The following is a 26151-nucleotide window of genomic DNA, read 5'->3' on the forward strand; positions in this document are numbered from 1 at the left end:
GGCTGTGGCGACCGAAGATCCTGTCCCGGGTTCTTGGCAGACCCTGGACGACCCAACCGGGTTTTTCCATGCACCTTTCTGAACTGAAAGCGCTTCACGTTTCCGCCCTCATCAAGATGGGCGAGGAGCTGGAGATCGACAACGTCGCCCGCATGCGCAAGCAGGAGCTGATGTTCGCGATCATGAAGAAGCGCGCCAAAGCCGGCGAGCAGGTCTTTGGCGACGGCGTCCTCGAAGTGCTGCCGGACGGCTTCGGCTTCCTGCGCTCGCCGGACACGAGCTATATGGCGTCCACGGACGACATCTACCTCTCCCCGAGCCAGATCCGCCGCTTCAACCTCCACACCGGCGACATGATCGAAGGCGAAGTGCGCGTCCCCAAGGACGGTGAACGCTACTTCGCGCTGGTCAAGGTCGACCGCGTGAACGGGCTCACCCCCGAGGAGAGCAAGCACAAGATCATGTTCGAGAACCTGACGCCCTTGTTCCCCAAGGAGCAGTTCAAGCTCGAGCGCGACATCAAGAGCGACGAGAACATCACCGGCCGCATCATCGACCTCATCGCCCCCATCGGCAAAGGCCAGCGCGCCCTGCTGGTGGCCCAGCCAAAGACCGGCAAGACGATGATGATGCAGCAGCTGGCCCACGCCATCACGGCCAATCATCCGGAAGCTCACCTCATCGTGCTGCTGGTGGACGAGCGCCCCGAGGAAGTGACCGAAATGCTGCGCACCGTGCGCGGCGAGGTGATCTCCTCCACCTTCGACGAGCCCGCTGCCCGCCACGTGCAGGTCGCCGAAATGGTGATCGAGCGCGCCAAGCGCCTGGTGGAGCTCAAGAAGGACGTGGTGATCCTGCTGGACTCCATCACCCGCCTGGCCCGCGCCTACAACAACGTCCTGCCCTCCTCCGGCAAGGTGCTGACCGGCGGCGTGGACGCCAACGCCCTGCAGCGTCCCAAGCGCTTCTTCGGCGCGGCCCGCAATGTCGAGGAAGGCGGCTCGCTGACCATCATCGGCACCGCGCTGATCGACACCGGTTCGCGCATGGACGAAGTGATCTACGAAGAGTTCAAGGGCACCGGCAACTGCGAAATCCATCTGGATCGCCGCATGGCCGAGAAGCGCGTGTACCCCTCGATCCTGATCAACAAGTCCGGCACCCGCCGCGAAGAGATGCTGCTCAAGCCCGAGATCCTGCAAAAGAGCTGGATCCTGCGCAAGCTCCTCTACAACATGGACGAGATCGAGGCGATGGAGTTCATCCTCGACAAGATGAAGGCCAGCAAGAACAACCACGACTTCTTCGACATGATGCGAAGAGGCGGTTGAGTCCGGACCGAGCGAGGTGCCTGTGCGCCTCGCAACGACGGACAACGGGCGGCTCCCGTGGCTCGGGAATCGCCTGGACCGTGCCCGAATCGAGCGCCGCCGCCCGCAATGGGTAGGCGGCGTTTTCATTTGTGGCTATAATCAGCGTTTTTCCGCCGCCAGAAAGTGCGTCACATGGTGTGACGTGGCTCCCGGCACTGAAACAGCTACGGCGAGAGGTTTCCCATGAAAGAAGGCATTCACCCCAACTACCGCGACGTGGTGTTCGTGGACCAGTCCAACGGCTTCCAGTTCGTGACGCGTTCGACCGTCCAGACCAAGGAAACCATCACCGTCGACGGCAAGGAATTCCCGCTGGTCAAGCTGGAAACCACCAGCGAATCGCACCCCTTCTACACCGGCACTCAGAAGAGCGTCGACAACCTGGGTGGTCGCGTCGAGAAGTTCCGCAACAAGTTCGCTCGCGTCGGCCTCAAGAAGTAAGCCCCGCGGCCGCGCTCTTGCGTCGAGCCCCACGAAAAAGGCAGCCTCGGCTGCCTTTTTTCATGCCCGCGACCGGCGTGACCCGACCAGCGGCGCCTCTCTTGCCGACGGGACGATCCGCCGGCACCGAGCCCCCCGAGAAACTCCGGCCTTCACTGAGGACGGCCTCCGATCGGCCGCTGCTTCCACAGGCGCCGTGCATGCCCGGATTTGGGGCATGATGCGGCCTTCGGCCCCTCCTGAGCCCCCCTGCTGCCCGCGTGAACCAAGCCACCCCCGCCATCGTTGCCGAGCGCGGCGCCCAGCGTCTGCCCCGCCTGGCCCTGCTGCTGTTCTGCGCGGCGTATGTTCTGCCCGGCGTGTTCGGGCGCGATCCCTGGCGCAATGCCGACCTCACGGCCTACGGCTTCATGGCCAAGATCGCGGCAGGCCTCAGCCCCTGGCATCGGCCGGAGCTCGGTGGCATCACCACCGATGGCGGGCTGCTGCCCTACTGGGTCGGCGCCCTGTTCATCAAGTTGCTGCCGATGCTGGATCCCGCCCTGGCGGCCCGCATTCCCTTCGCGCTGATCCTGGTGAGCGTGATCGCCCTGGTCTGGTACAGCAGCTTCCACCTGGCCCGCACGGACGCCGCCCAGCCGGTGGCTTTCGCCTTCGGAGGCGAGGCCCAGGCGGTCGATTACGCCCGTGCGCTGGCGGACGGAGCGTTGCTGGGCCTCGTGGCATCGCTGGGCCTGCTGCTGCTCGGGCACGAGACGACGCCGGAGCTGCTGCAGCTCCTGGGCATGGCCCTGTTCGTCTACGGCATGGCCGCGGCCCCCTTCCGTCCGCTCAAGGCCCGGCTGGCGATCCTGCTGGCGCTGCCGGTGCTGGCGGCCTCGGCGGCGCCGGCGGTCGCCCTCCTGCTGGGCGTGGGCGGGGCGCTGATCTGCTGGCGTTCGGCCTACGAGCCTGTTCGCGCGAGCCTGCTCTGGGTACTGGCCTCGGCCGCGCTGTCGGCGCTGGTGGCCTGGGTGCTGGGCAGCTGGGCCTGGCGGGTGCAGGCCCTGCCGGGCGCCGAGTTCCCGCTGCGCGTGGGCACCCTGCTCCTGTGGTTCGCCTGGCCGGTCTGGCCGCTGGCGCTGTGGACACTCTGGCGCTGGCGCGCCTACCTGCAGCGACGCCATGTGAGCGTGCCGCTGCTGGCCGTGCTGGTGTCAGTGCTGAGCTCGCTGGCCATGGGGGGCTCGGACCGCGCCCTGATGCTCGGCCTGCCCGCCCTGGCCGTGCTCGCCAGCTTCGCGCTGCCGACCTTCAGCCGCAGCGTCAGCGCCATGCTCGACTGGTTCTCGATGTTCTTCTTCAGCACGATCGCGCTGTTCATCTGGGTCTACTACCTCTCGATGCAGACGGGCTGGCCCGCCCAGCCCCTGGCGAACGTGCGCAACCTGGCCAAGGGCTTCGAGCCCAGCTTCCACCCGATCGCCCTGCTGCTGGCCGTCCTCGGCACCGCGGCCTGGCTGGGTCTGCTGCGCTGGCGCACCGCGCGTCACCAGCATGCGCTGTGGAAGAGCATGGTGCTGCCCTCGGGCGGCGTGGCCCTCGCCTGGCTGCTGGCCATGACGCTGTGGCTGCCCGTCCTGGACTACGCCCGCAGCCACCGCCCGCTCGTCGAGCGCCTGGCGCGCGTCATGCCCGCCGGCGCGGGCTGCATCGCGGCACCGGGTCAGGCCCTGTCGCTCGTGGCAGCGCTGGAGGTGCAGGGGCACTGGCCGGTCGATGCCCGCCATGGCGCCCAGCAGACCGCCTGCACGCTGCTGATCACACAGGCCGAAGACGGCACGCAGGAGTCCATCGGCACCGGCTGGACCCTGCTGGCCACGGTCAAGCGGCCCACGGACCGCAGCCAGTCCTACCGCCTCTACCAGCGCGCCCGGCCCTGAGGCCGCGGGGTGACTACAGGGTGCTCTCGGGCACCCGGGCGGCCTCGACGCCCAAGGCCTCGACGCTGCGCACCCGCGCGGCCGGCATCGCCAGCCGGAAGCGGGAGCCCTTGCCTACCTCGCTGTCGATCTTCAGCTCGCCGCCATGGCGCTGTGCCACATGCTTGACGATGGACAGCCCCAGGCCCGTGCCACCGGTGTCGCGGCTGCGGCTGCCATCCACTCGGTAGAAGCGCTCGGTGAGCCGCGGCAGATGCTCGCGGGCGATGCCCTGGCCGGTGTCGCTGACCAGGATCTCACCGGATCCGTCCGGCAGCAGCGCAAAGCTGAGTTCGATGCGCCCGCCGTCAGGTGTGTAGCGCACGGCGTTGTTGGCAAGATTGGCGACGGCACTGAGCAGCTCCGCCTCCACCCCGGCCAGCTCGGCCGCCGGCCCGCTGTGCAGCACCAGCTCGTGGCGGCCGTTGGAAAGCGCGGACGCATCGTTGAGCACGCGCTGCAGCAGTGACTGCGCTCCCACCCAGCGGTCGGCATTCGGACGCGGGCTGCCCTCCAGCTGCGCCAGCGTGAGCAGGTCGCTCACCAGCGCCTGCATGCGCTGGGTCTGCTGCGTCATCAGGCTGAGCACGCGCTTGCGCTCCGGCTCCGTCAGCGGGAGTGAGGCCATGGTCTCGATGAAGCCGGCCAGCACCGTGAGCGGTGTGCGGATCTCATGGGAGACATTGGCCACGAAGTCCCGGCGCATGGTCTCGGCGCGCTCGCGCTCGGTGATGTCCTGCGTCAGCACGAGGCGCATGCCATCGCCATAGGCCCGCACCACGACGGCCAGCGTGAGCCGCCCCCGCACATGCGAGAGCACCAGCGGCTGCTGGTAGTCCCCCGACTGCAGCAGCGCCACAAAGGCGGGGAAACGCACGAGGTTGGTCACGCGCTGGTCGCGATCGCGCTGCGGGTCCAGCGAGAAGTGATCCGCCGCCACGCGGTTGCACCAGCGGATGTGGTCGTCGGCATCGAGCATCAGCACGCCGTTGGGCGAGGCCTCGATGGCGGAGAGGAACTGCAGCAGCTCCTGCCGCTCGCGCTCGATGGCACGGTCACGGTCGCGCACGGCGCGCTCCACGCGATACGCCAGCTCGCCCCACAGCCCGCGGTCGCGCGGTGCGGCGCCTGCGAGCGCACCGCGCAGCCATTGCATCAGCCGATGAGCCCGCAGCGAATCCACCGTGAACAGGGCCGCCACGCCGATCAGCGACCCGAGCAGCGGTGGCAGCCACGGCCACTGCGGCCACCAGCCGCCGATCCACCAGGCCAGCCCGGCGCCCAGCAGCACGGCCAGCGCCGCCAGCACGGCACGGGGCAGCATCCAGGTCATGTCAGCGATGCAGAGGCCACCGCCACCTGCTGGGTCAGCCGGTATCCCGCGCCCCGCACCGTCTCGATCATGCGCTGGCACTGCACCTTCTCGAGGGCCTCGCGCAGGCGCTTGACGTGCACGTCCACGGTACGCTCCTCGATGAAGACGTGATCGCCCCAGACGCGGTCCAGCAGCTGCGAGCGGCTGTGCACGCGCTCGGGGTGCGTCATGAAGAAGTGCAGCAGGCGGAATTCCGTCGGGCCCAGCTTCACCTCCACGCCCTCGCGGCTCACGCGGCGGGTGCCGGGATCAAGGCTCAGCGCGCCCACCTCGACCACCGAGTCCAGCGCCTCGGGCGCCTTGCGGCGCAGCACCGCGCGGATGCGGGCCAGGAGCTCGTTGGTGGAGAAGGGCTTGGTGAGGTAGTCATCGGCGCCGGCATCGAGGCCGGAGACCTTGTCGCTCTCCTCCGCGCGTGCCGTCAGCATGATGATCGGCAGTTCCTTTGTGCGGGCGGCCGAACGCCACTGGCGGGCGAGGCCGAGGCCGGACTGCCCCGGCAGCATCCAGTCCAGCACGACGAGGTCGGGCAGGACGCGGTCGACCTCGAGCTGCGCCTGATCGGCACTGCCCGCCAGGGTCACCTCGAAGCCCGCATGACGCAGGTTGATGGAAATCAGTTCGGCGATCGCGCCTTCGTCCTCGACGACAAGAATGCGGCTCATGTTTCGTGCTCCGTCGATGGGGTCAGGGCTTGACCATGGTGGCCACGGCATCCGGCGTGTTGTGGCGCACGTCGGTCCCCTTCACCACGTAGATGATCACTTCGGCGAGATTCTTGGCGTGGTCGCCCACGCGCTCGATGGCCTTGGCCACGAAGATGAGGTCGATGCTGGCCGAGATGGTGCGCGGGTCTTCCATCATGTAGGTGATCAGCTTGCGCATCAGGCCGTCGAACTCCTTGTCGATGGCGTCATCCTGCTTCAACACTTCCAGGGCACGATCCACATCCAGACGCGCAAATGCGTCCAGCGCCTTGCGCAGCTGGGCCGTGGCGAGCTCGGCCTCGAAGCTCAGGTCGGACATCGGCAGGCGCAGGCGGCTGGACACGCCTTCGTTCATGAGGCGCTGCACGGTGCGCGCCACACGGGCCGCCTCGTCGCCCACGCGCTCGAGGTTGGCGATGGTCTTGGAGACGGCGATCAGCAGGCGCAGGTCCCGTGCCGTGGGTTGGCGCCGCGCGATGATGCTCGAGAGGTCGCGGTCGATCTCGACCTCCATCGCGTTCACGCGCTCCTCGGTCTTCAGCACCGTGGCGGCGAGCTCCGCGCTGAAATTGATCAGGGCCTCGACCGACTGCGCCACCTGCGCCTCGACCAGGCCACCCATTTCCAGCACGCGGGTCGAAATGCCGCTCAGCTCGGCATCGAACTGGGTGGAGAGATGCTTGTCACTCATTCTTTTGCTCCTTGCGGAGACCCCCGCTCAGCCGGGCGGCCTCCATTGATTTCCCCGGCGCGGGCCCGGCCCGTTCCGGCACATCCTCCGGGGCGGCCTCAGCCGAAGCGCCCGGTGATGTAGTCCTCCGTATCCTTGCGCTTGGGCTTCATGAACAGCTCGGCCGTCGGGCCGAACTCGATCAGGTCGCCCAGGTACATGTAGGCCGTGTAGTCCGAGCAGCGGGCGGCCTGCTGCATGTTGTGGGTCACGATGGCCACCGTGTAGTCGGTCTTGAGCTCGTGGATCAGCTCCTCGATCTTGCCGGTGGAGATGGGGTCCAGCGCCGAGCAGGGCTCGTCCAGCAGCAGCACCTCGGGCTTGATGGCGATGCCGCGGGCGATGCACAGACGCTGCTGCTGACCGCCGGACAGGCCGGAACCGCTCTGGTTGAGCTTGTCCTTGACCTCGTTCCACAGCGCGGCCTTCTTCAGGGCCCACTCCACGCGCTCGTCCATCTCCACGCGCGGCAGCGTCTCGAAGAGGCGCACGCCAAAGGCGATGTTGTCGTAGATGGACATGGGGAACGGCGTGGGCTTCTGGAAGACCATGCCGACCTTGGCCCGGATCAGCGAGACGTCCTCGCCGCTGGAGAGGATGTCATTGCCGTCCAGCAAGATCTGACCCTCCGCGCGCTGCTCGGGGTAGAGCTCGAACATGCGGTTCAGCGTGCGCAGCAGCGTGGACTTGCCGCAGCCCGACGGCCCGATGAAGGCGGTGACCTTCTTCTCCGGGATGTCCAGGTTGATGTTCTTGAGGGCGTGGAAGTTGCCGTAGAAGAAGTTCAGATTGCGCACCGACAGCTTGGCACGCTCGGTGACGGGCATTTCGACCTTGGTATCCATGACTCTCTCGCTTCAGTGCTTTTTCTTGAACAGGACGCGCGCCAGGATGTTCAGCGCGAGGACGCCCATGGTGATGAGGAAGACGCCCGCCCACGCCAGCTTCTGCCAGTTCTCGTAGGGGCTCATGGCGAACTTGAAGATGGTGACCGGCAGGCTGGCCATCGGCTCGCCGAGGGACGAGGTCCAGAACTGGTTGGACAGGGCCGTGAACAGCAGCGGCGCGGTCTCGCCCGAAATGCGGGCCAGGGCCAGCAGCACGCCGGTGATGACGCCGGCACGGGCCGACTTGAGCGTCACCGACAGGATGACCTTCCACTTCGGCGTGCCGAGCGCATAGGCCGCCTCACGCAGCGCGTTGGGCACCAGGCTCAGCATGTTCTCGGTTGTGCGGATCACCACCGGGATCACGATCAGGGCCAGGGCCAGCACGCCGGCCAGGCCCGAGAAGGTCTTCATGCGCGACACGACCACCGCATAGACGAACAGGCCGATGACGATGGACGGCGCGGACAGCAGGATGTCGTTGATGAAGCGCACGGCGGAGCCCAGGCGGGTCTTCTGGCCGTACTCGGCCAGGTAGACGCCCGCCATGATGCCGATGGGCGTGCCCAGCAGCGTGGCCAGGCCCACCATGGTGATGGAGCCGAAGATGGCGTTGGCCAGGCCGCCGACCTCCGCCTGCGGCGGCGGCGTCATCTCGGTGAAGGTGGCCCAGTTGAGGCCGTCGATGCCGAGGCGCACGGTCTCGAACAGGATCCAGATCAGCCAGAAGACCCCAAAGGCCATGGCCGCGAGGGACAGGGTCAGGGCGATGGCATTGGTGCGCTTGCGGCGCGCGTGGTGGCGCAGGCGCTTGGAGTCCATCGACGGGGCGACGGTGGTGTTCATGCGCGGGCTCCTTCGCTCTTCTTCAGGCGGCTCAGCAGGATCTTCGAGAAGCTCAGCACCACGAAGGTGATGAAGAACAGCACGAGGCCCAGGTAGATCAGCGAGGCCTGGTGCAGGCCCTCGCCGGCTTCGGCGAACTCGTTGGCCAGGGCCGAGGTGATGCTGTTGGCGGCCTCAAAGATGGAGGGCGAGTTCAGCTGGTTCATGTTGCCGATCACGAAGGTGACGGCCATGGTCTCGCCCAGGGCACGGCCCAGGCCCAGCATGACGCCGCCGACGACACCGGTCTTGGTGAAGGGCAGCACGACCTTCCACACCACTTCCCAGGTCGTGGCGCCGAGGCCGTAGGCGGATTCCTTCAGCATCGGGGGCGTGACCTCGAAGACGTCGCGCATGACCGAGGCGATGAAGGGAATGATCATGATGGCCAGGATGATGCCGGCCGACAGGATGCCGATGCCCACGGGCGGGCCGGTGAACAGCGCCCCGATGTAAGGGACGCCGTCGAACAACTTCTGCAGCGGCTGCTGCACGAAGGTCGAGAGGATCGGGCCGAAGACCAACAGGCCCCACATGCCGTACACGATGGACGGCACCGCGGCCAGCAGCTCCACCGCGATGCCCAGCGGGCCACGCAGCCAGCTGGGGGACAGCTCGGTGAGGAAGATCGCGATGCCGAAGCTCACCGGCACGGCGATCAGCAGCGCGATGAACGAGGTCATCAGCGTGCCGTAGATCATCACGAGACCGCCGAACTTCTCCTGCACGGGGTCCCAGTCCTTGCTGACCAGGAAGCCGAGGCCGAACTCCCGGATGGCGGGCATCGCGCCCAGCAGCAGGGACAGCAGGATGCCGGCCAGCAGCGCCAGCGTCAGCCAGGCGGCGCCCTGCGCGAGGCCGGCGAAGAGCGCGTCGGCCCAGGGCAGCGTGCGGCGGCGCTCGGGCGGCTGGCCCTGCGGCAGCACCTTCTTGCGCGCGCGGTCCGCGTCGTTGGAGTCGGTCATAGGGGGTGTCAGTACGGCGGCCATGGAATCCTCCACGATACGGTGCTTTGGGCAGCTCAGGCGCATTCAGTTGATGAACAGATGCCCCGGCGCCAGGATGCAGCGTCGGGGCATGGGTCGCATGGCTGCTCTTCTTGAGTGCTTACTTGAGGCTGATCGACTTGCCGGCAGCGTCCTTGATCTGGTCGGCCCACTGCTTGCGGATCAGGTCCTTGACGGAGGTGGGCAGCGGCACGTAGTCGAGGTCGTCGGCCATCTTGTCGCCCTGGTTGTAGGCCCAGTCGAAGAACTTCAGGCTGGCGGCGGCCGCGGCGGGCTTGTCCTGCACCTTGTGCATCAGGATGAAGGTGGCGCCGGTGATCGGCCAGCTGTCCTTGCCGGCCTGCTCGGTCAGCACCTGGTAGAAGCTCTTGTTCCACTCGGCACCGGCGGCGGCGGCCTTGAAGGCGTCATCGCTCGGCGAGACATAGGCACCGGCGGCGTTCTTCAGCTGCACGAAGGCCATCTTGTTCTGCTTGGCGTAGGCGTACTCCACATAGCCGATGGAGTTGGGCAGGCGCATCACGAAGGCCGACACGCCCTCGTTGCCCTTGCCACCGGTGCCCGTCGGCCAGTTCACGGCCGTGCCCTCGCCCACCTTGCTCTTCCACTCGGCGTTGACCTTGGAGAGGTAGTTGGTGAACAGGAAGCTGGTGCCGGAGCCGTCGGCGCGGCGCACCGGGGCGATGGTGGCGTCAGGCAGGGCCACGCCGGGGTTCAGCGCGGCGATGGCGGCATCGTTCCACTTGCTGATCTTGCCGAGGTAGATGTCACCCAGCACGGCGCCGGTGAGCTTCAGCTGGCCGGCGGCCACGCCCTTGATGTTGACCACGGGCACCACGCCACCGATGACGGTGGGGAACTGCACCAGGCCGTCCTTGGCCAGCTCGTCGTCCTTCAGCGGCGCATCGGAGGCACCGAAGTCGACCGTCTTGGCCTTGATCTGGCGGATGCCTGCACCGGAACCCACCGACTGGTAGTTGATGCGGGCGCCATTGGCCTTGTGATAGGCGTCGGCCCACTTGGCGTAGATGGGCGCCGGGAAGGAGGCGCCGGCGCCGGTGACATCCTGTGCCTGAGCCAGGCCGCAGGCGGCGGCGAATGCAGTCATCAGGAGGCCGGTGCGGATCAGCTTGTTCGTCATGTCAGTCCTATCGCGTTTCGGGTTGTTGAGCGATGAACGGAATGCTATGACCAGTCTGTGACGGGTGCGTGACACACATGACAAGCGGTGTCGCCCCTGCTGGACGGGTCCACCGAATTGTCATGCGGCGTTCACGGGATTGTCACGCGGTCTGCCTACGCTGCCGGCATCGCTCACAACCGCCACGCGGAGACCCCGACATGACTCCTCTGAACCGCATCCTCGCGCTCAGCGCCACCCTGTTCGGCCTGGTGGCCTGCGCCACGGCGCCCGCGCCCGCCCCGCTGGCCGACACCCTCGGCCGCGACCCGCAGCTGAGCACCTTCAACCGCCTGGTCGTGCAGGCCGGCCTCCAGGACGAGCTTCGCGCCGCCGGCCCCCTGACCGTCTTCGCCCCTTCTGACGAGGCTTTCAAGGCCCTGCCGCCCGCCACGCTGGACAAGCTCAGTCAGGACAAGGAGCAGCTCAAGGCCGTCCTGCATCTGCACATGCTGGCGAGCAAGCTGCCTGCCGCCGAGGTGAAGAACAGCAGCCCCAAGAGCCTGCAGGGCAGCGCCCTGGCCCTCGCCCGTGCCGGCGAGTTCGTGACGGTGGAAGATGCCGTGGTCCAGCGGGCCGACATCGGTGCCACCAATGGCGTGGCCCATGTGATCGACCGCGTGCTGCTGCCGGCCAAGAAGTAAGCCGGTCGCCGGCGCCTCGGCCGGCCCGCTTCTACACCATGCACCCATGCAAAAGGGCGCCCCCAGCGGGCGCCCTTTTCATTTGTGCCTTCTTGCGGATCAGGCGCGGACGGTGGCGGCCATGCGCTCGGCGCAGGACTGCGCCAGCGCGGCATCGCTGGCCTCGACCATCACGCGCAGCAGCGGCTCGGTGCCCGAGGCGCGGATGAGCACGCGGCCGCGATCGCCCAGCTCGGCCGTGACTTCGGCCTGGACACGTGCCAGCTCGGCATTGCCCTTCCAGTCCTGGCCGGGCTGCATGCGCACATTGATCAGCGTCTGCGGGAACAGGGTGACGCCTTCGAGCTGCTGCGCCAGACTCTTGCCCGTGCGGCAGATGGCCGACAGCACCAGCAGCGCACTGACCATGCCGTCTCCGGTGGTGTGCTTGTCCAGGGCCAGCAGGTGGCCGGAGCCCTCACCGCCCAGCTGCCAGCCGCGGGCGATCAGCTCTTCCAGCACGTAGCGGTCACCGACCTTGGCGCGGACGAAGTCGACATCACGTTTCTTCAGCGCCAGCTCGACGGCCATATTGGTCATCAGCGTGCCCACGGCACCCGGCACGCGCTGGCCCTGGGCCAGGCGGTCCGCCACCATGACGTAGAGCAGCTCGTCGCCGTTGTAGAGGCGCCCCTCGGCGTCGACGAACTGCAGGCGGTCGGCATCACCGTCCAAGGCGATGCCGTAGTGCGCGCCGTGCTCCTTGACGGCCTTCACGATCGCTTCCGGGGAGGTCGCGCCAACGCCCGCATTGATGTTCAGCCCGTCCGGGCTGCAGCCGATGGAGATGACCTCGGCCCCGAGCTCGTGCAGCACGTCCGGCGCGACGTGGTAGGCCGCACCGTGGGCGGCATCCACCACGAGCTTGAGCCCGCGCAGGCTCAGGTCCTGGCTGAAGGAGGCCTTGCAGAACTCGATGTAGCGACCACGGGCATCCTGCAGACGGCGGGCGCGGCCCAGGCTGGCGGAGTCCACCCAGGCGGCGGGTTCTTCCAGCGCCTGCTCGACGGCGATCTCCCAGGCGTCCGGCAGCTTCTCTCCCTTGGCGGAGAAGAACTTGATGCCGTTGTCCGCGAAGGGGTTGTGCGAGGCGGAGATCACCACGCCCAGGTCCTGGCGCAGGGCGCGGGTCAGGTAGGCGACGCCGGGCGTCGGCAGCGGACCCGTGAGCCAGACATCGACGCCGGCCGAGGCGAAGCCGGCCTCCAGGGAGGACTCCAGCATGTAGCCGGAGATGCGGGTGTCCTTGCCGATCAGCACGCTGGGGCGTGCCGCGCCATTGCGGCGCAGCACCTTGCCCACGGCATGGCCCAGGCGGAGCATGAAGTCCGGCGTGATCGGCGATTGGCCGACGGTTCCGCGAATGCCGTCGGTCCCGAAATAGCTGCGGCTCATTGCGAGCGTCCTCCGAATTTTGAATCGCTGGCATTCTCGCCGATGAAGTCGCCCCCGATGCCGGCGCCTCCCCCTGCCCCCCACACCTGCAGGGCGTCGACCGTGGCCGCCACGTCATGCACGCGCAGAATGCGCGCGCCGTGAGCCAGCGCCAGCAAGGCCGCCGCCAGGCTGCCGGGCAGCCGCTGATCGACGGTGCGGCCCGTCACCGCGCCAATGGCGGATTTGCGCGACAGACCCGCCAGCAAGGGATAGCCCAGCGCCTCGAGTTCGCCCTGGCGGCGCAGCAGCTCGAAGTTCTGCTCGACGGTCTTGGCAAAACCGTAGCCCGGGTCCAGCACGAGGCGATCCGCGGCGACTCCCCTTGCCCGCAGCACGCCTGCCCGCTCGCCCAGGAAGTGCGCGACCTCCTGCACGACATCTCCATAGTCCGTCAGGGACTGCATGCTGCCCGGGTCCCCGCGCATGTGCATGAGGCAGGCACCGAGCTGCGGGTGCGCCAGCATCACGTCCTCGGCGCCCGGGTCACGCAAGGCCTGGATGTCGTTGAGGATGTCCGCACCAAGATCAGCCGCCCGCTGCATGACCGCGGCCTTGCAGGTGTCGATGGACACGGGCACCCCGAGGCTCAGGGCCCCGCGCAGCACGCCTTCGATGCGCGCCCATTCGTCATCCGCGCTCAGGCGCGGCGCCCCGGGACGGCTGGACTCGCCGCCAATGTCCAGGATGTCCGCGCCCTCCTTGAGCAGCCGCTCGCAATGCGCCAGCCCGGCCGCAGGCCCGGCATGCTGGCCCCCATCGGAGAAGGAATCGGGCGTCAGATTGACGATGCCCATGACCTGCGGGCGCCGCAGGTCGATGCGAAAACGGGTGGTCTGCCAGACGGGCGGGCGAATGGACATGGGGCGGTCTTTTGAGAGCGGCCAACGCTTGGGTAACCCCTGAAAGCGTCGGTGACAAAGAAAAAGGCCCGTCTCGACGAGACAGGCCTTGGACCTCAGCGCAGGGGCTCAGGCCGCTGCGGGAGCACCGTCGGTGCTGACGGCCGGCGTGCCGCCACTGCTGGGGCCGCTGCTGGGATTGCTCGGGGCCTCGCCGGGGCCGCGAGGCGGCTTGCCGGCCATGATGTCCAGCACCTGGTCGCGGTCGATGGTTTCCCACTTCATCAGCGCAGCCGTCATGGCCTCGACCTTGTCGCGGTTGTCCTCGAGGATCTTCTGCGCCACGGCGTACTGCTGGTCGAGGATACGGCGCATCTCGCCGTCGACCTTCTGCTGCGTGTTCTCGCTGATGTTGGCGGTCTTGGTCATGTTGCGACCGAGGAAGACCTCGCCCTCGTTCTCGGCGTAGACCATCGGGCCCAGCAGTTCGCTCATGCCGTAGCGGGTGACCATGTCACGGGCAATGCGGGTGGCACGCTCGTAGTCATTGGACGCACCGGTGGAGATGTCCTTGACGAACAGGTCCTCGGCAATGCGGCCCCCGAAGAGGATGCTGATCTCGTTGAGCATCTGCTTGTAGTAGCGGCTGTACTGGTCACGCTCCGGCAGCTGCCAGGTCACGCCCAGGGCGCGGCCGCGCGGCATGATGGTGACCTTGTGCACCGGGTCCGTGCCCGGCAGGCACTCCGCCACGATGGCATGGCCGGACTCGTGGTAGGCGGTCGCCCGCTTCTCCTCTTCCGTCATGACCATGCTCTTGCGCTCGGGGCCCATGTAGAGCTTGTCCTTGGCGCGCTCGAAGTCGATCATCTCGACGGTGCGGGCATTGCGGCGGGCGGCAAACAGCGCGGCCTCGTTGACGAGGTTGGCGAGGTCCGCACCGCTCATGCCCGGCGTGCCGCGGGCCAGGATCGACGCATTGACGTCCTGCCCGATCGGCACCTTGCGCATGTGCACGTTGAGGATCTGCTCACGGCCACGGATGTCCGGCAGGGTCACGTAGACCTGGCGGTCGAAGCGGCCGGGACGCAGCAGGGCCGGGTCCAGGATGTCCGGGCGGTTGGTGGCCGCGATCACGATGACACCCAGGTTGGTGTCGAAGCCGTCCATCTCGACCAGCATCTGGTTGAGGGTCTGCTCGCGCTCGTCATTGCCACCGCCCAGGCCGGCACCGCGATGGCGGCCGACGGCGTCGATTTCATCGATGAAGATGATGCAGGGCGCGCTCTTCTTGGCCTGCTCGAACATGTCGCGCACACGGGCCGCCCCCACACCGACGAACATCTCGACGAAGTCGGAGCCCGAAATCGTGAAGAACGGCACCTTCGCCTCGCCCGCAATGGACTTGGCCAGCAGCGTCTTGCCAGTGCCCGGCGGGCCGACCATCAGCACGCCGCGGGGAATGCGGCCGCCGAGCTTCTGGAACTTCTGGGGATCCTTGAGGAAGTCCACCAGTTCCTTGACCTCTTCCTTGGCCTCGTCGCAACCGGCGACATCCGCAAAGGTGATGGTGTTGTTGGCTTCATCCAGCATGCGGGCCTTGGACTTGCCAAAGCTGAACGCACCGCCCTTGCCACCCCCCTGCATCTGGCGCATGAAGTAGATCCACACGCCGATGAGCAGGATCATCGGACCCCAGCTGATCAGCAGGGTCTGCAGGACGGAGGGCTCGTCATCGGCCTTGCCGACCACCTGCACGCCGTACTTCATCAGGTCATCGACCATGAAGACGTGGGGCGGCTGGACGAGGTTGTAGGCCACGCCATCGGACGGCGTGACACGCAACATCCGGTTCTGGACTTCGACCCGCTTGATCTTGCCGGCCTTGGCATCGTCCATGAACTGGGTGTAGCTCACGGCGTCGACAGGGCGCTGCTTGTCGAACTGCTTGAACACGGTGAACAGCACCAAGGCGATCACCAGCCAAACAGCTACCTTCGAGAACCACTGATTGTTCACCGCGACTCCTTATTCCATTCCACACGCCGCAGGGAGCGGCTGATGCACGGCATATGGGGTTGATTCTATTGCAGTCAAGAGCTGCATCCTGATTGTCAAAACCTTGCCGCGCGATAGGCAAAAGTCGCGCAGAGCCGTTTGACGTGACGCCGGCTTGACCTACTTCAAGCCCATGCCGACCAGAAAGGTCTCGGCCGACCGGAACCGCGAGGCCTTGGGCTTGACCGCCTTCACCTTCTTGAACGACTTCCGGAACAGCTCCACCAGCTGGTTGTAGCCGCTGCCGTGGAAGACCTTCGCCACCAGCGCGCCTTCGGGCTTCAGATGGTGCTGGGAGAAGTCGATGGCCAGCTCGATCAGGTGCTCGATGCGCGCGGCGTCGGTGATCTCGATGCCCGACAGGTTGGGCGCCATGTCCGACACCACCACGTCCACCGGCTTGCCGTCCAGCGCAGCCTCCAGCTGGTGCAGGACGGTCTCCTCGCGGAAATCGCCCTGGATGAAGTGCACCCCCTCGACGGGCTCGAACTCCAGCAGGTCCAGCGCGATGATGGTGCCGTTGAGCTCCCCCACCGCCGCGCCGCCGGTGCCGGCCAGCTTCGGGGCGAACTTGCGGCGCAGGTACTGGCTCCAGGCGCCCGGCGAGGCCCCCAGGTCCACGACGACCTGCCCAGGCTTGATCAGCCGCAGTTCCTCGTCGATTTCCTTGAGCTTGTAGGCCGCCCGGGAGCGGTAGCCCTCCTTCTGGGCCAGCCGCACATAGGGGTCGTTGACGTGGTCATTGAGCCACGCCTTGTTGATCTTCTTGCTTTTGCTGTCGATTTTCATGATTTGGAGCGTCTGGCCCGATAATACGGCCATGCCTGCGATTCAACTGACCCCTGCCCAGCGCAAGGAAAAACGTGCCGACGCCCACCATCTCGACCCCGTCGTGATGATTGGCGCCGATGGACTCACGCCCGCCGTCGTGAAAGAAACCGACCACGCCCTGAAGGCCCATGGCCTCATCAAGGTGCGCGTCATGTCGGATGACCGCGAGATGCGCGGCGCCATTCTCGAGCAACTCGCTGACGAGCTCGATGCCGCGCCCATCCAGCATATCGGCAAGCTGCTGATCCTGTGGCGCCCCATCCCCGAGAAGGAGCGCAACGAGCGCGAGGGTGGCATGCCCGCGCCCAAGGTGGTGAAGATCGTCAAGTTCTCGAAGAACGGGAACAGCCGCCCCACCATCAAGAAGGTCGAGCTGCTGGGCAACCAGCGCGTGGCCCAGGGCGGCGAGATCAAGCGTGCCAAGCCCAAGCAGCGCAGCGTGAAGAAGCGCGTCGCCGACTGAGCGCCACCGGCCCTGGCCGACCGGGACCGCCGCCTTCGGGCGCCGGTCCTTTTTTCATGCCCGAGGCCGCCTCAGTGCCGACTGGTCCGCCAGGCCAGGCCCAGCACCAGCAAGGCCTTGAGCGCGAAGATGCCGGACGAGATGCCATGCAGCGCTCCGAAACTGAGCGCCCCCTGCCCTGCCCGTGCCTCGGCCATCAGCGGCTGCAGCCCGTAGTAGCCCAGCACCACGCAGAACAGTGCGCCCAGCGGCAACAGCAGCTCGGGCGTCGTGATGCGGGCCGACTCGGCGTCTCGCTGCAGCCGGCGCTCCATCATCACCAGCAGCAGACCCAGCGCCAGGCCGACCCGCGCATCCAGCTCGAACAGCCGGGTGACGTAGCGCCCCGCTTCCGGCCGCGCCAGCACGCCGAACGCCGTCGGTGCAGCCACACCGGCCACGCACAGAAGAAAGCCGCCCCACAGGGCGGCCAGCAAAGCCCGAACACGCATCAGCATCGCAGTCGTTCCTAGAAGCGAGGACCCTTAAACGACCTCAGCCTCCCCAGCGAAGGCCGGGGATCCGGCTCTGCCGGGCCCTCGGCCTTGCCCCCTCGAGGGGGCCGGCGCAGCCGGTAGGGGGTGGTCAGACATACCGGACTTCGACGATCTCGTAACGCTTCACGCCGCCCGGTGCATGCACCTCGGCCACGTCACCGGCTTCCTTGCCGATCAGCGCACGGGCGATGGGCGAGGAAATCGAAATCAGGCCCAGCTTCAGGTCGGCCTCGTCGTCACCGACGATCTGGTAGGTGACCTCGTTGCCGGTGGCTTCCTCTTCCAGGTCCACCGTGGTGCCAAAGACGACCTTGCCGCCGGCATCCACCTCGGAGGGGTCGATGACCTGGGCCGCGGCGAGCTTGCCCTCGATCTCCAGGATGCGGCCTTCGATGAAGCCTTGCTTGTCCTTGGCCGCTTCGTACTCGGCGTTCTCGGACAGGTCGCCCTGGGCCCGCGCTTCGGAGATGGCGTTGATCACGGCATGGCGCTCGACCGTCTTGAGTCGATGCAGTTCTTCCTTCAGCTTTTCAGAGCCGCGCTTGGTCAGAGGGATCGTGGCCATACATAGAACCTTGATAGACAAAACAAGACCGCCGCAGAGACTCGCAATCGAGCCGCGGCGGCGGTTTTTGGGGCCGGACCGGACCCCGGGATATCGGGGGCTGTCCGGCAGGACTGAAGTTTAGTTCAGTTCGGCGTGCAGTTCCTGCAGGGATTGCACGAGCAGGCCGTCCTTGTGCTTCATACCCTCCACGGCGGCTTCGCAGCCGGCCATGGTGGTGTAGTAGGTCACACGGTTGGCCAGGGCGGCCTGGCGGATGTGACGGCTGTCGACAATCGCGGCGCGGGTCTCGTCCACCGTCGTGAAGACCAGCTGGATGTCGCCACCCTTGATCATGTCCACGATGTGCGGGCGGCCGTCCTTGACCTTGTTCACCACCTGCACCGGCACGCCGGCCTCGCTGATGGCGGCGGCGGTGCCCTTGGTGGCCACGACGCCGAAGCCCAGGGCCTGGAGGTCGCGGGCCACGGCAACGGCGCGGGCCTTGTCGTTGTTCTTCACCGTGATCAGCACATTGCCCTGGCGCGGCAGGCGGCTGCCGGCGCCGAGCTGGCTCTTGAGCATGGCCTCACCAAAGGTGCGGCCAGCGCCCATGACTTCACCCGTCGAACGCATTTCCGGGCTGAGGATGGGATCCACGCCAGGGAATTTGTTGAAGGGGAAGACGGCCTCCTTGACGCTGAAGTACGGCGGCACGACCTCGTGCGGCACTTCGCCCTTGCGATCCTTCTGCTGGGCCAGCTTCTGGCCGGCCATGCAGCGGGCCGCCACCTTGGCGAGCTGCTGCCCCGTGGCCTTCGAGACGAAGGGCACGGTGCGGGACGCACGGGGGTTCACTTCCAGCACGTAGACCTGGTTGTCGGCCAGTCCCTTGCTGACGTCACCCTGGATGGCGAACTGCACGTTCATCAGGCCGACGACCTTCAGCGCGCGAGCCATGGCGGCCGTCTGGCGGCGCAGCTCGTCCTGCAGATCGGCGGACAGCGTGTAGGGCGGCAGCGAGCAGGCGGAGTCACCCGAGTGGATGCCCGCGGCCTCCACGTGCTCCATGATCCCGCCGATCATCACGGCTTCACCGTCGGAGATGCAGTCCACGTCGACCTCGACGGCGTCCTGCAGGAAGTGGTCCAGCAGCACGGGGGACTTGTCGGAGACGCGCACCGCCTCGCGCATGTAGCGCTCGAGGTCCTTGTCACCGTGCACGATCTCCATCGCACGGCCGCCCAGCACATAGCTCGGGCGCACCACCAGCGGGTAGCCGATCTCCTGGGCCAGCACGACGGCTTCGTCCTCGCTGCGTGCCGTGCGGTTGGGCGGCTGCTTCAGGCCCAGCTCGTGCAGCAGCTTCTGGAAGCGCTCGCGGTCCTCGGCGATGTCGATGGAATCCGGCGAGGTGCCGATGATGGGCACGCCGTTGGCTTCCAGGTCCAGCGCCAGCTTCAGCGGGGTCTGGCCGCCGTACTGCACGATCACGCCGACGGGCTTTTCCTTGTCGACGATCTCCAGCACGTCTTCCAGCGTGACCGGCTCGAAGTAGAGGCGGTCCGAGGTGTCGTAGTCGGTCGATACCGTTTCGGGATTGCAGTTGACCATGATGGTCTCGTAGCCGTCCTCGCGCATGGCGAGGGCAGCGTGGACGCAGCAGTAGTCGAACTCGATGCCCTGGCCGATGCGGTTCGGGCCACCGCCCAGCACCATGATCTTCTTCTTGTCCGTCGGCGCGGCCTCGCACTCCTCGTCATAGGTGGAATACATGTAGGCGGTCTGCGTCTCGAACTCGGCCGCGCAGGTGTCCACACGCTTGTAGACCGGGCGGATGCCCTGGGCATGGCGCGTGCGGCGCACCTCGTGCTGGTTCGTGCCGAGCAGCTTGGCGATGCGCTTGTCGGAGAAGCCCTTCTGCTTCAGGAAGCGCAGCTCGTCCTTGCTCAACGAAGCCAGCGCGCGACCCTTGAGACTCTGCTCGATCCGGATCAGCTGCTCGATCTGCGCCAGGAACCACGGGTCCACGGCGGTCTCGTCGAACACTTCCTCGAGGCTCATGCCGATGCGGAAGGCGTCGGCCAGGAAGAGGATGCGCTCAGGGCCGGGCTCGCCGATCTCCTGCACGATCTCCTCGCGGTCGGTCGAGCGCTCGGTCAGGCCGTCGATGCCGGTCTCGAGGCCACGCAGGGCCTTCTGGAACGACTCCTGGAAGCTGCGGCCCATGGCCATCACCTCACCGACCGACTTCATCTGCGTGGTCAGGTGCGAGTCGGCCATCGGGAACTTCTCGAAGGCGAAGCGCGGGATCTTGGTGACGACGTAGTCGATCGAGGGCTCGAAGGACGCCGGGGTCGCGCCACCGGTGATGTCGTTCTTCAGCTCGTCGAGCGTGTAGCCCACGGCCAGCTTGGCCGCGACCTTGGCGATCGGGAAACCCGTGGCCTTGGAGGCCAGGGCCGACGAACGCGAGACACGCGGGTTCATCTCGATCACGATCATGCGACCGTTCTTGGGGTTGATCGAGAACTGCACGTTCGAGCCGCCGGTGTCCACGCCGATCTCGCGCAGGATGGCGATGGAGGCGTTGCGCAGCAGCTGGTATTCCTTGTCGGTCAGCGTCTGGGCCGGGGCCACGGTGATGGAGTCACCGGTGTGGATGCCCATCGGGTCCAGGTTCTCGATCGAGCACACGATGATGCAGTTGTCCGCCTTGTCGCGGACCACTTCCATCTCGTACTCCTTCCAGCCGATCAGCGATTCCTCGATGAGCAGCTCGTTGGTCGGCGAGAGGTCGAGACCGCGCTTGCAGATTTCCTCGAACTCCTCGGGGTTGTAGGCGATGCCGCCGCCGGTACCGCCCAGCGTGAAGCTGGGGCGGATCACCATCGGGAAGCCCGGGCCGCCGATCTCGGCCTGGATGCGCTTTTGCACCGCCCAGGCCTCTTCCATCGTGTGCGCGATGCCCGACTTGGCCGAGTCCAGGCCGATCTTGGTCATCGCGTCCTTGAACTTCAGGCGGTCCTCCGCCTTCTCGATGGCCTTCTCGTTCGCGCCGATCATTTCGACGTCGTACTTGGCCAGCACGCCGTGCTTGTGCAGGTCCAGGGCGCAGTTCAGCGCGGTCTGGCCGCCCATGGTCGGGAGGATCGCGTCCGGCCGCTCCTTGGCGATGATCTTCTCGACCACCTGCCACGTGATGGGCTCGATGTAGGTCACATCGGCCGTGTCCGGGTCGGTCATGATGGTCGCCGGATTGCTGTTGACCAGGATGACCTTGTAACCCTCTTCGCGCAGGGCCTTGCAGGCCTGGGCGCCGGAATAGTCGAATTCGCAGGCCTGGCCGATGATGATGGGGCCGGCGCCGATGATGAGGATGCTCTGGATGTCGCTGCGTTTTGCCATTGTTTGTTCTCCTTCTCTTCGGCTTTAGGCCTTGGCCATCAGACCGATGAACCGGTCGAACAGATAAGCGATGTCATGCGGGCCGGGGCTGGCTTCCGGGTGACCCTGGAAGCAGAAGGCGGGCTTGTCCGTGCGGGCCAGGCCTTGCAGCGTGCCGTCGAACAGGCTGATGTGCGTCGGGCGCAGGTTGGCCGGCAGCGTGGCGGCGTCCACCGCGAAGCCGTGGTTCTGGCTCGTGATGGAGACGCGCTGGTTGTCCAGGTCCTTCACGGGATGGTTGCCACCGTGGTGGCCGAACTTCATCTTGAAGGTCTTGGCACCGCTGGCCAGGGCCATGATCTGGTGACCCAGGCAGATGCCGAAGGTCGGGATGCCAGCCTCGATCAGCTGGCGGGCCGCGTCGATGGCGTAGGTGCAGGGCTCGGGATCGCCAGGGCCATTCGACAGGAACACGCCGTCCGGCTCGAGGTCGAAGACCGCGCTGGCGGGTGTCTCGGCCGGCACGACCGTGATCTTGCAGCCGCGCGAGGCGAGCATGCGCAGGATGTTGCGCTTCACGCCGAAGTCGTAGGCGACCACATGGAACTTGGGCGCCGTCTGCTCGCCGTAACCCTTGCCGAGCGTCCACTCGGTCTGGGTCCAGGTTTCACGCTCGGTGCGGGAGACGACCTTCGCCAGATCCTGGCCAGCCATGCTCGGCGCGGCCTTGGCACGGGCGATGGCGTCGGCAATGAGGGCGTCGGTGATGGCCTCACCGGGCTGGAGCGCCAGGATGCAGCCGTTCTGGGCACCGTGGGTGCGGAGCACGCGGGTCAGGCGGCGGGTGTCGAGGCCGGCGATGGCCACCGTGCCTTCATCCTTCAGGTACTGCTGCAGGCTGCGGGTCTTGCGGAAGTTCGAATCAAGGACGGGGACTTCCTTGATGATCAGGCCTGCGGCAAAGATCTTCTGGGCCTCGACATCCTCGTCGTTGACACCGTAGTTGCCGATGTGCGGATACGTCAGCGTGACGATCTGCCGGCAATAGCTGGGGTCGGTGAGGATTTCCTGGTAACCGGTGAGCGAGGTGTTGAACACCACTTCGCCGACGGTATGACCGGCAGCGCCGATCGAGGTGCCTTTGAAGACCGTGCCGTCTGCCAGGGCGAGGATCGCTGAAGGGGAGGAAAGCAGATCGGGCAGCACGGGATTCTCCGTTATTGTGCGCGCCCAGTTCTGCTCTGAAAAAGCCGCCACACACCAGTCGGTCTGAGGCGGCCTTGCTGGCCCAGGAAGCGTCCCTGACAGACGCCGCCTTCCGGCCTTGAATCCCTGATTTCGTGGGGAAACGGTTCGAGTTTCGCTGGGTGCGGTGGTGGTTGCGGGTAAACCTGCTAAGTATAACCGACCAGGGTATTTACCGAGCGAAGTTCCGCACAAAAAGTCCCGTCATCCGCGTGCCGGGCATTCGCCCGGCACGAAGGAAGGATTCAGGCCAGCGGCGAAGCCGACACGTCGGCGTTCGGCGGCGCCATTTCTGCCGCGCCCGCCCTCGACGCGCCGTCCGACGGGGCCGCCGGTGCCGGTGCACCCCCCTCCTCGCCAGGCTCCGCCGCCTGGCCTTCACGGTAGCGGCACACGAACGTCTTCTTCACGCGCTCCGACGTCAGCAGGTACCAGGTCCAGAGCCCCACGATGACCAGACCTCGAATCGCCTTCGCCAGTCCCCCCTTCGCCGCCACATCGGCGAGCACCGGCACGAGGGTGATCGCGAGGTGGTCCAGCAGCGAGAAGATGGCCGAGGCCCACATGAACACGAGCCAGATGCGGACGGCACTGCTGCGCCGCCTGAAGAACACCGTGGCCAGCAGCACCCAGCCGACCGCCTGGGCCAGCAGGCCCAGCAGCTCGACCAGCAGCAGCGGCGCCATGGCGGGGTGATAACGGGCGCCCCCGACGACGGTCAGCTGGTTCCACACGCCCTGGCCGTAGGCCGGCAGCACCTCCAGACCGTTCTGGACGATGAGGAAGCCGTTGACCAGGATGCCCAGCGCCATCAGGAGCAGCGGGCCGCCGAGCCCGGGCTCCGTGTAGCCGTTCAGGGTCGGCGCCGGCGCCGGATCCCATCGGTGCCAGCCCACGGCGAGCTTCACGAAAACGGCGAGCATCACGAGGGCCAGCAGCAGGACCGGCAGATTCAGCTGCCCCTGCGCGGCCTCGGGCGCCGTCGCGCTGGCGCTCGTCGGGTCACCCTTGTAGATCACATAGCCCACCAGCTTGCGGGCCTTCTCGATATCAGCCGCATAGGTGGCTGCATCCTGGGGCTCCACATGCCCGGCCAGCGAGCGGAAGTCATCCCGGATCAGCAGGCGGCGGCCCGCTCCCTGCACGGTGCGGCGCAAGGAGAAGGCGACGTCCTTGATCTCCTCCTGCTCGTCCCGGATGTCCCAGTGCTCCGGCAGCAGCACTTCCAGTTCATGCTGCAGCTCCTGGGGGTGCGTTAGCGCCAGGGGCGCATTGCGGATGGCCTCGCGCGGCGCCTGCAGCTGGCCGAGCACCTCCGGCACCTCCAGCGAGGCCTCGACCCGCGGGTGGCCGGCGGCCCGGGCGAAGAAGTTCTTCACCTGGTAGTGCTCCACCACCGTCAGCCGGCCGGCCTGGGGGGCGCCATCCTGCACCTCCATCGGCTGCGCCACGGCGATGCCGGGATAGGAGCGGGCGTAGTAGTTCAGGTAGCGCTTCTGCAGCTCGGCAGACGTGTCGGCGGCCAGGCTGGCGCGCATCTGTTCGGCACTCACGCCCTCCAGCGTCGTCGTCACGGTCATGCGTGCGGGCTCGGACAGCCCTGCGCTGGCGTCGATGCGCATGGCGACCCACCGCTTGTGCAGCATGGCCGCACCGGGTTCCACCGTGGTGAGATCCGTGCTGGCGGGGTCCACCAGCAGCGCCCGCTCGAAGTCGGGCTGCCCCAGCGAGTCCAGCGGGCCGGCCTGCGTGGCGCGGGTCGGATCAAGCCAGTAGGCACGTCCGCCGATGTCCGCCCGGACGATGACGTGATTGAAGACGCTGGGGCGCGGCAGCTGCCGCGCCAGCGTCCTGCGCTGCTGCGTATGAACCAGCGCGGCCTGCGCCTTCACCCCCAGCGCCTTGAGCAGCGCCAGCGTCAGCACCGTCTTGTCCTTGCAGTCGCCGAAACGCCGCTTGAACACGAGGTTCGGCGCGTTCGGCGCATGGGACCCTGCCCCAGCCTCCACGCCAAGGTAACGCACCTCGCGCTGCACGAGTCGAAGCGCCTCCGCCGTGCGCAGCTTGGGATCGGGGCCCAGGGCCGCGATGCGCTGCACCTCGGCCTGCAGCGCCGGCGAGAGCCCCTCCGGCACCCGGTACAGAGGCACGGCCCAGCGCGCCACGTCAGCCCAGCTGCCGAAATCGCCCCACTGCACCTGGGCGTAGGGGTCATACCAGCCGGGCGCATCCGGGCTCGGCTGCAATCCGCCCTGCCCCTGCCGGTGCCAGACGTATTCCTCCTGCCCCTCCACCCGCCGCTGCACGACCTCCGGGGCGCCGTTCAGGGACTTGATGTGCAGCGGGCGGCCGGCGGGCCACAGCAGACGCGCATGGACCCGCCCGACGGGGCTGCCCCACTGCAGATCAAAGGCGCCGAAGAAGCGGTCGCCGAACACCGGATTGCTGCCGCTGACGGTGTAGGCGTACTCGACGACATCGCCGACCCGCACATCGTCCAGGAAGGCATGAACGGACTTGCTGCCGTCGAAGATCAGGTAGTCGAGGTCCTTCTCGCGCTGGATCACCCGGAGCTCGAGGCCCGGCAGGCGCTCGATGCGCCGCCCGCCCCGGATCACGCTGACGGCGTGCAGCACCAGGCGCTCATAGGCCGGATCGAAGCGGAGCTCGACGTTCGCGATGCTCTCGACGCCCTTCTCGTTCAGCGCCTTCATGGCGAAGTGCCGGTAGAACTGGCGCTGCTGGCCGTCCACGCGCACCTGCGCATCCGACAGCAGGTAGTGCACGCCCTGGCGCATTTCCTGGGCCACCCCCTGCGCCTCCACCGGCACGCTGACCGGTGTCACCCAGGCCGGCTGAGGGCCGATGAGACCGGCCTTCGCCGGGGCGGCGCCCCCTGCCGCCTTCTCAGGCGCGGGCGGGTGCGTCGGCGACTGGGCCAGGGCCAGCCCGCCGACAACGCCCATGCCGCACGCGAGCAGCCATGCCAGGCTGCGCCGGCGCCATCCGTTCTTCATGATGTCCCCCCTGCCACGATCTCATGGTCTAGTCGCCCGGCCTTCCTGATCGAGAGCCGGGGCGCGGGGGGATTGTCAGTGCCGGGGCGGCAGTTTCGTCTCAGGAATTGCCCCTGCGATGCCCTTCACCCGAGGGGGCAAAGGGCGTCGGCGACGTCAGCCCAGGGCGGCGATGCCGGCCTTGGCGATCTGGGCATCCTCGCTGGACTTCACGCCACTGACGCCGACGGCGCCCACGCAGAATCCGTCCACCATCACCGGAACGCCACCTTCCAGCAGGCCCGACAGGCCCGGAGCGCTCAGGAAGGACACGCGGCCCTGGTTGATCATGTCCTCGTAGACCTTGGATTCGCGACGCCCCAGGGCTGCCGTGTGCGCCTTGGCCGGTGCGATCTGCGCCGAGATGGCCGCGGCGCCGTCGAGACGCTGCAGCCACAGCAGGTGGCCGCCATCGTCGACGATGGCGATGCTGACCGCCCAGTTGTTCTTCACGGCTTCGGCCTCGGCGGCAGCGGCGATGCGCTTGACGTCATCCAGGGCGAGATAGGGCTTTTGCTTCATGGGG

At 67.1% G+C, this 26151-nt stretch carries 22 protein-coding genes; 5 read left to right on the forward strand and 17 right to left on the reverse strand.

What is annotated here, in order from left to right; genetic code table 11:
- Positions 1-68: 68 nt before the first annotated feature.
- The 3 genes from rho (at position 69) to QRD43_RS18540 (ending at position 3736) form a co-directional block, all read left to right on the forward strand.
- Entirely contained in the window at positions 69-1331 is a 1263-nt protein-coding gene (rho, locus tag QRD43_RS18530) for a transcription termination factor Rho (protein WP_285983991.1), read from the forward strand.
- 225 nt (positions 1332-1556) lie between these two features.
- Positions 1557-1814 carry a type B 50S ribosomal protein L31 gene (locus QRD43_RS18535; RefSeq protein WP_285983992.1) on the forward strand — a complete coding sequence of 86 codons (258 nt, stop codon included), beginning with the start codon at positions 1557-1559 and terminating at the stop codon, positions 1812-1814.
- Between the two features lie 260 nt (positions 1815-2074).
- Positions 2075-3736 (forward strand): hypothetical protein, encoded by a 1662-nt coding sequence (locus QRD43_RS18540; RefSeq protein ID WP_285983993.1) that lies wholly within the window; start codon positions 2075-2077, stop codon positions 3734-3736.
- A gap of 13 nt (positions 3737-3749) precedes the next feature.
- On the opposite strand, the gene phoR is transcribed toward QRD43_RS18540, so the two are convergent.
- From phoR to pstS, 7 genes are all read right to left on the reverse strand, one after another.
- The gene (phoR, locus tag QRD43_RS18545; RefSeq protein ID WP_285983994.1) at positions 3750-5108 is read right to left on the reverse strand and encodes a phosphate regulon sensor histidine kinase PhoR; all 1359 of its coding nucleotides are present in this window, start codon (positions 5106-5108) and stop codon (positions 3750-3752) included.
- Complete coding sequence (phoB, locus tag QRD43_RS18550; RefSeq protein ID WP_285983995.1) at positions 5105-5815, reverse strand: phosphate regulon transcriptional regulator PhoB; 711 nt, start codon at positions 5813-5815, stop codon at positions 5105-5107. The genes phoR and phoB overlap by 4 nt, the downstream gene beginning before the upstream one ends.
- 22 nt (positions 5816-5837) lie before the next feature.
- On the reverse strand, positions 5838-6548 hold the full coding sequence (gene phoU, locus QRD43_RS18555) for a phosphate signaling complex protein PhoU (RefSeq protein ID WP_285983996.1): 711 nt from the start codon (positions 6546-6548) through the stop codon (positions 5838-5840).
- 98 nt (positions 6549-6646) lie between these two features.
- Positions 6647-7432, reverse strand: a complete 786-nt coding sequence (gene pstB / locus QRD43_RS18560; RefSeq protein WP_285983997.1) for a phosphate ABC transporter ATP-binding protein PstB — start codon at positions 7430-7432, stop codon at positions 6647-6649.
- 12 nt (positions 7433-7444) lie between these two features.
- Entirely contained in the window at positions 7445-8320 is an 876-nt protein-coding gene (gene pstA, locus QRD43_RS18565) for a phosphate ABC transporter permease PstA (protein WP_285983998.1), read from the reverse strand.
- Positions 8317-9324: a phosphate ABC transporter permease subunit PstC gene (gene pstC / locus QRD43_RS18570; RefSeq protein WP_285983999.1), complete on the reverse strand. Its 1008-nt coding sequence runs from the start codon at positions 9322-9324 to the stop codon at positions 8317-8319. Before pstC ends, pstA begins: the two co-directional genes overlap by 4 nt.
- A 142-nt stretch (positions 9325-9466) precedes the next feature.
- Positions 9467-10507 carry a phosphate ABC transporter substrate-binding protein PstS gene (gene pstS, locus QRD43_RS18575; RefSeq protein ID WP_285984000.1) on the reverse strand — a complete coding sequence of 347 codons (1041 nt, stop codon included), beginning with the start codon at positions 10505-10507 and terminating at the stop codon, positions 9467-9469.
- A 200-nt stretch (positions 10508-10707) separates the two neighbouring features.
- Here pstS and QRD43_RS18580 point away from each other — a divergent pair, with 200 nt between their 5' ends.
- Positions 10708-11190, forward strand: a complete 483-nt coding sequence (locus tag QRD43_RS18580; protein WP_285984001.1) for a fasciclin domain-containing protein — start codon at positions 10708-10710, stop codon at positions 11188-11190.
- Positions 11191-11289: 99 nt separating this feature from the next.
- Here QRD43_RS18580 and glmM read toward each other — a convergent pair whose 3' ends face one another.
- The 4 genes from glmM to QRD43_RS18600 form a co-directional block, all read right to left on the reverse strand.
- A complete protein-coding gene (gene glmM, locus QRD43_RS18585; protein WP_285984002.1) occupies positions 11290-12624 on the reverse strand; it encodes a phosphoglucosamine mutase in 1335 nt (444 codons plus the stop codon).
- The gene (gene folP, locus QRD43_RS18590; protein WP_285984003.1) at positions 12621-13526 is read right to left on the reverse strand and encodes a dihydropteroate synthase; all 906 of its coding nucleotides are present in this window, start codon (positions 13524-13526) and stop codon (positions 12621-12623) included. Before folP ends, glmM begins: the two co-directional genes overlap by 4 nt.
- 108 nt (positions 13527-13634) lie before the next feature.
- A complete protein-coding gene (ftsH, locus tag QRD43_RS18595; RefSeq protein WP_285984004.1) occupies positions 13635-15524 on the reverse strand; it encodes an ATP-dependent zinc metalloprotease FtsH in 1890 nt (629 codons plus the stop codon).
- A 159-nt stretch (positions 15525-15683) separates the two neighbouring features.
- Complete coding sequence (locus tag QRD43_RS18600) at positions 15684-16352, reverse strand: RlmE family RNA methyltransferase (protein ID WP_285984005.1); 669 nt, start codon at positions 16350-16352, stop codon at positions 15684-15686.
- Positions 16353-16383: 31 nt separating this feature from the next.
- On the opposite strand from QRD43_RS18600, the gene yhbY reads away from it, so the two are divergent.
- Positions 16384-16857 (forward strand): ribosome assembly RNA-binding protein YhbY, encoded by a 474-nt coding sequence (yhbY, locus tag QRD43_RS18605; protein ID WP_285984006.1) that lies wholly within the window; start codon positions 16384-16386, stop codon positions 16855-16857.
- A 71-nt stretch (positions 16858-16928) separates the two neighbouring features.
- Here the strand turns inward: yhbY and QRD43_RS18610 are convergent, their stop codons facing one another.
- From QRD43_RS18610 to QRD43_RS18635, 6 genes are all read right to left on the reverse strand, one after another.
- On the reverse strand, positions 16929-17354 hold the full coding sequence (locus QRD43_RS18610) for a DUF4149 domain-containing protein (protein ID WP_285984007.1): 426 nt from the start codon (positions 17352-17354) through the stop codon (positions 16929-16931).
- Between the two features lie 127 nt (positions 17355-17481).
- Positions 17482-17958, reverse strand: coding sequence for a transcription elongation factor GreA (greA, locus tag QRD43_RS18615; RefSeq protein WP_285984008.1), 477 nt, complete (start codon positions 17956-17958; stop codon positions 17482-17484).
- A 120-nt stretch (positions 17959-18078) separates the two neighbouring features.
- A complete protein-coding gene (carB, locus tag QRD43_RS18620; RefSeq protein ID WP_285984009.1) occupies positions 18079-21345 on the reverse strand; it encodes a carbamoyl-phosphate synthase large subunit in 3267 nt (1088 codons plus the stop codon).
- A 24-nt stretch (positions 21346-21369) separates the two neighbouring features.
- A complete protein-coding gene (gene carA / locus QRD43_RS18625; protein ID WP_285984010.1) occupies positions 21370-22530 on the reverse strand; it encodes a glutamine-hydrolyzing carbamoyl-phosphate synthase small subunit in 1161 nt (386 codons plus the stop codon).
- Between the two features lie 284 nt (positions 22531-22814).
- Positions 22815-25586, reverse strand: a complete 2772-nt coding sequence (locus tag QRD43_RS18630) for a DUF3857 domain-containing protein (RefSeq protein ID WP_285984011.1) — start codon at positions 25584-25586, stop codon at positions 22815-22817.
- 156 nt (positions 25587-25742) lie between these two features.
- Positions 25743-26147 (reverse strand): GlcG/HbpS family heme-binding protein, encoded by a 405-nt coding sequence (locus QRD43_RS18635; protein WP_285984012.1) that lies wholly within the window; start codon positions 26145-26147, stop codon positions 25743-25745.
- Positions 26148-26151 lie beyond the last annotated feature (4 nt).

It is taken from the genome of Roseateles subflavus (assembly GCF_030285365.1).
Taxonomy (GTDB): Bacteria; Pseudomonadota; Gammaproteobacteria; order Burkholderiales; family Burkholderiaceae_C; genus Roseateles_B; species Roseateles_B subflavus.

What these genes read in the sequence shown, in the direction of transcription:
- rho (WP_285983991.1), top strand. Translation starts at nt 69, where the DNA reads ATGCACCTTTCTGAACTGAAAGCGCTTCACGTTTCCGCCCTCATCAAG.
- QRD43_RS18535 (WP_285983992.1), top strand. Translation starts at nt 1,557, where the DNA reads ATGAAAGAAGGCATTCACCCCAACTACCGCGACGTGGTGTTCGTGGAC.
- phoR (WP_285983994.1), bottom strand. Translation starts at nt 5,108, where the DNA reads ATGACCTGGATGCTGCCCCGTGCCGTGCTGGCGGCGCTGGCCGTGCTG.
- phoB (WP_285983995.1), bottom strand. Translation starts at nt 5,815, where the DNA reads ATGAGCCGCATTCTTGTCGTCGAGGACGAAGGCGCGATCGCCGAACTG.
- phoU (WP_285983996.1), bottom strand. Translation starts at nt 6,548, where the DNA reads ATGAGTGACAAGCATCTCTCCACCCAGTTCGATGCCGAGCTGAGCGGC.
- pstB (WP_285983997.1), bottom strand. Translation starts at nt 7,432, where the DNA reads ATGGATACCAAGGTCGAAATGCCCGTCACCGAGCGTGCCAAGCTGTCG.
- pstA (WP_285983998.1), bottom strand. Translation starts at nt 8,320, where the DNA reads ATGAACACCACCGTCGCCCCGTCGATGGACTCCAAGCGCCTGCGCCAC.
- pstC (WP_285983999.1), bottom strand. Translation starts at nt 9,324, where the DNA reads ATGACCGACTCCAACGACGCGGACCGCGCGCGCAAGAAGGTGCTGCCG.
- pstS (WP_285984000.1), bottom strand. Translation starts at nt 10,507, where the DNA reads ATGACGAACAAGCTGATCCGCACCGGCCTCCTGATGACTGCATTCGCC.
- QRD43_RS18580 (WP_285984001.1), top strand. Translation starts at nt 10,708, where the DNA reads ATGACTCCTCTGAACCGCATCCTCGCGCTCAGCGCCACCCTGTTCGGC.
- glmM (WP_285984002.1), bottom strand. Translation starts at nt 12,624, where the DNA reads ATGAGCCGCAGCTATTTCGGGACCGACGGCATTCGCGGAACCGTCGGC.
- folP (WP_285984003.1), bottom strand. Translation starts at nt 13,526, where the DNA reads ATGTCCATTCGCCCGCCCGTCTGGCAGACCACCCGTTTTCGCATCGAC.
- QRD43_RS18600 (WP_285984005.1), bottom strand. Translation starts at nt 16,352, where the DNA reads ATGAAAATCGACAGCAAAAGCAAGAAGATCAACAAGGCGTGGCTCAAT.
- yhbY (WP_285984006.1), top strand. Translation starts at nt 16,384, where the DNA reads ATGCCTGCGATTCAACTGACCCCTGCCCAGCGCAAGGAAAAACGTGCC.
- QRD43_RS18610 (WP_285984007.1), bottom strand. Translation starts at nt 17,354, where the DNA reads ATGCTGATGCGTGTTCGGGCTTTGCTGGCCGCCCTGTGGGGCGGCTTT.
- greA (WP_285984008.1), bottom strand. Translation starts at nt 17,958, where the DNA reads ATGGCCACGATCCCTCTGACCAAGCGCGGCTCTGAAAAGCTGAAGGAA.
- carB (WP_285984009.1), bottom strand. Translation starts at nt 21,345, where the DNA reads ATGGCAAAACGCAGCGACATCCAGAGCATCCTCATCATCGGCGCCGGC.
- QRD43_RS18630 (WP_285984011.1), bottom strand. Translation starts at nt 25,586, where the DNA reads ATGAAGAACGGATGGCGCCGGCGCAGCCTGGCATGGCTGCTCGCGTGC.
- QRD43_RS18635 (WP_285984012.1), bottom strand. Translation starts at nt 26,147, where the DNA reads ATGAAGCAAAAGCCCTATCTCGCCCTGGATGACGTCAAGCGCATCGCC.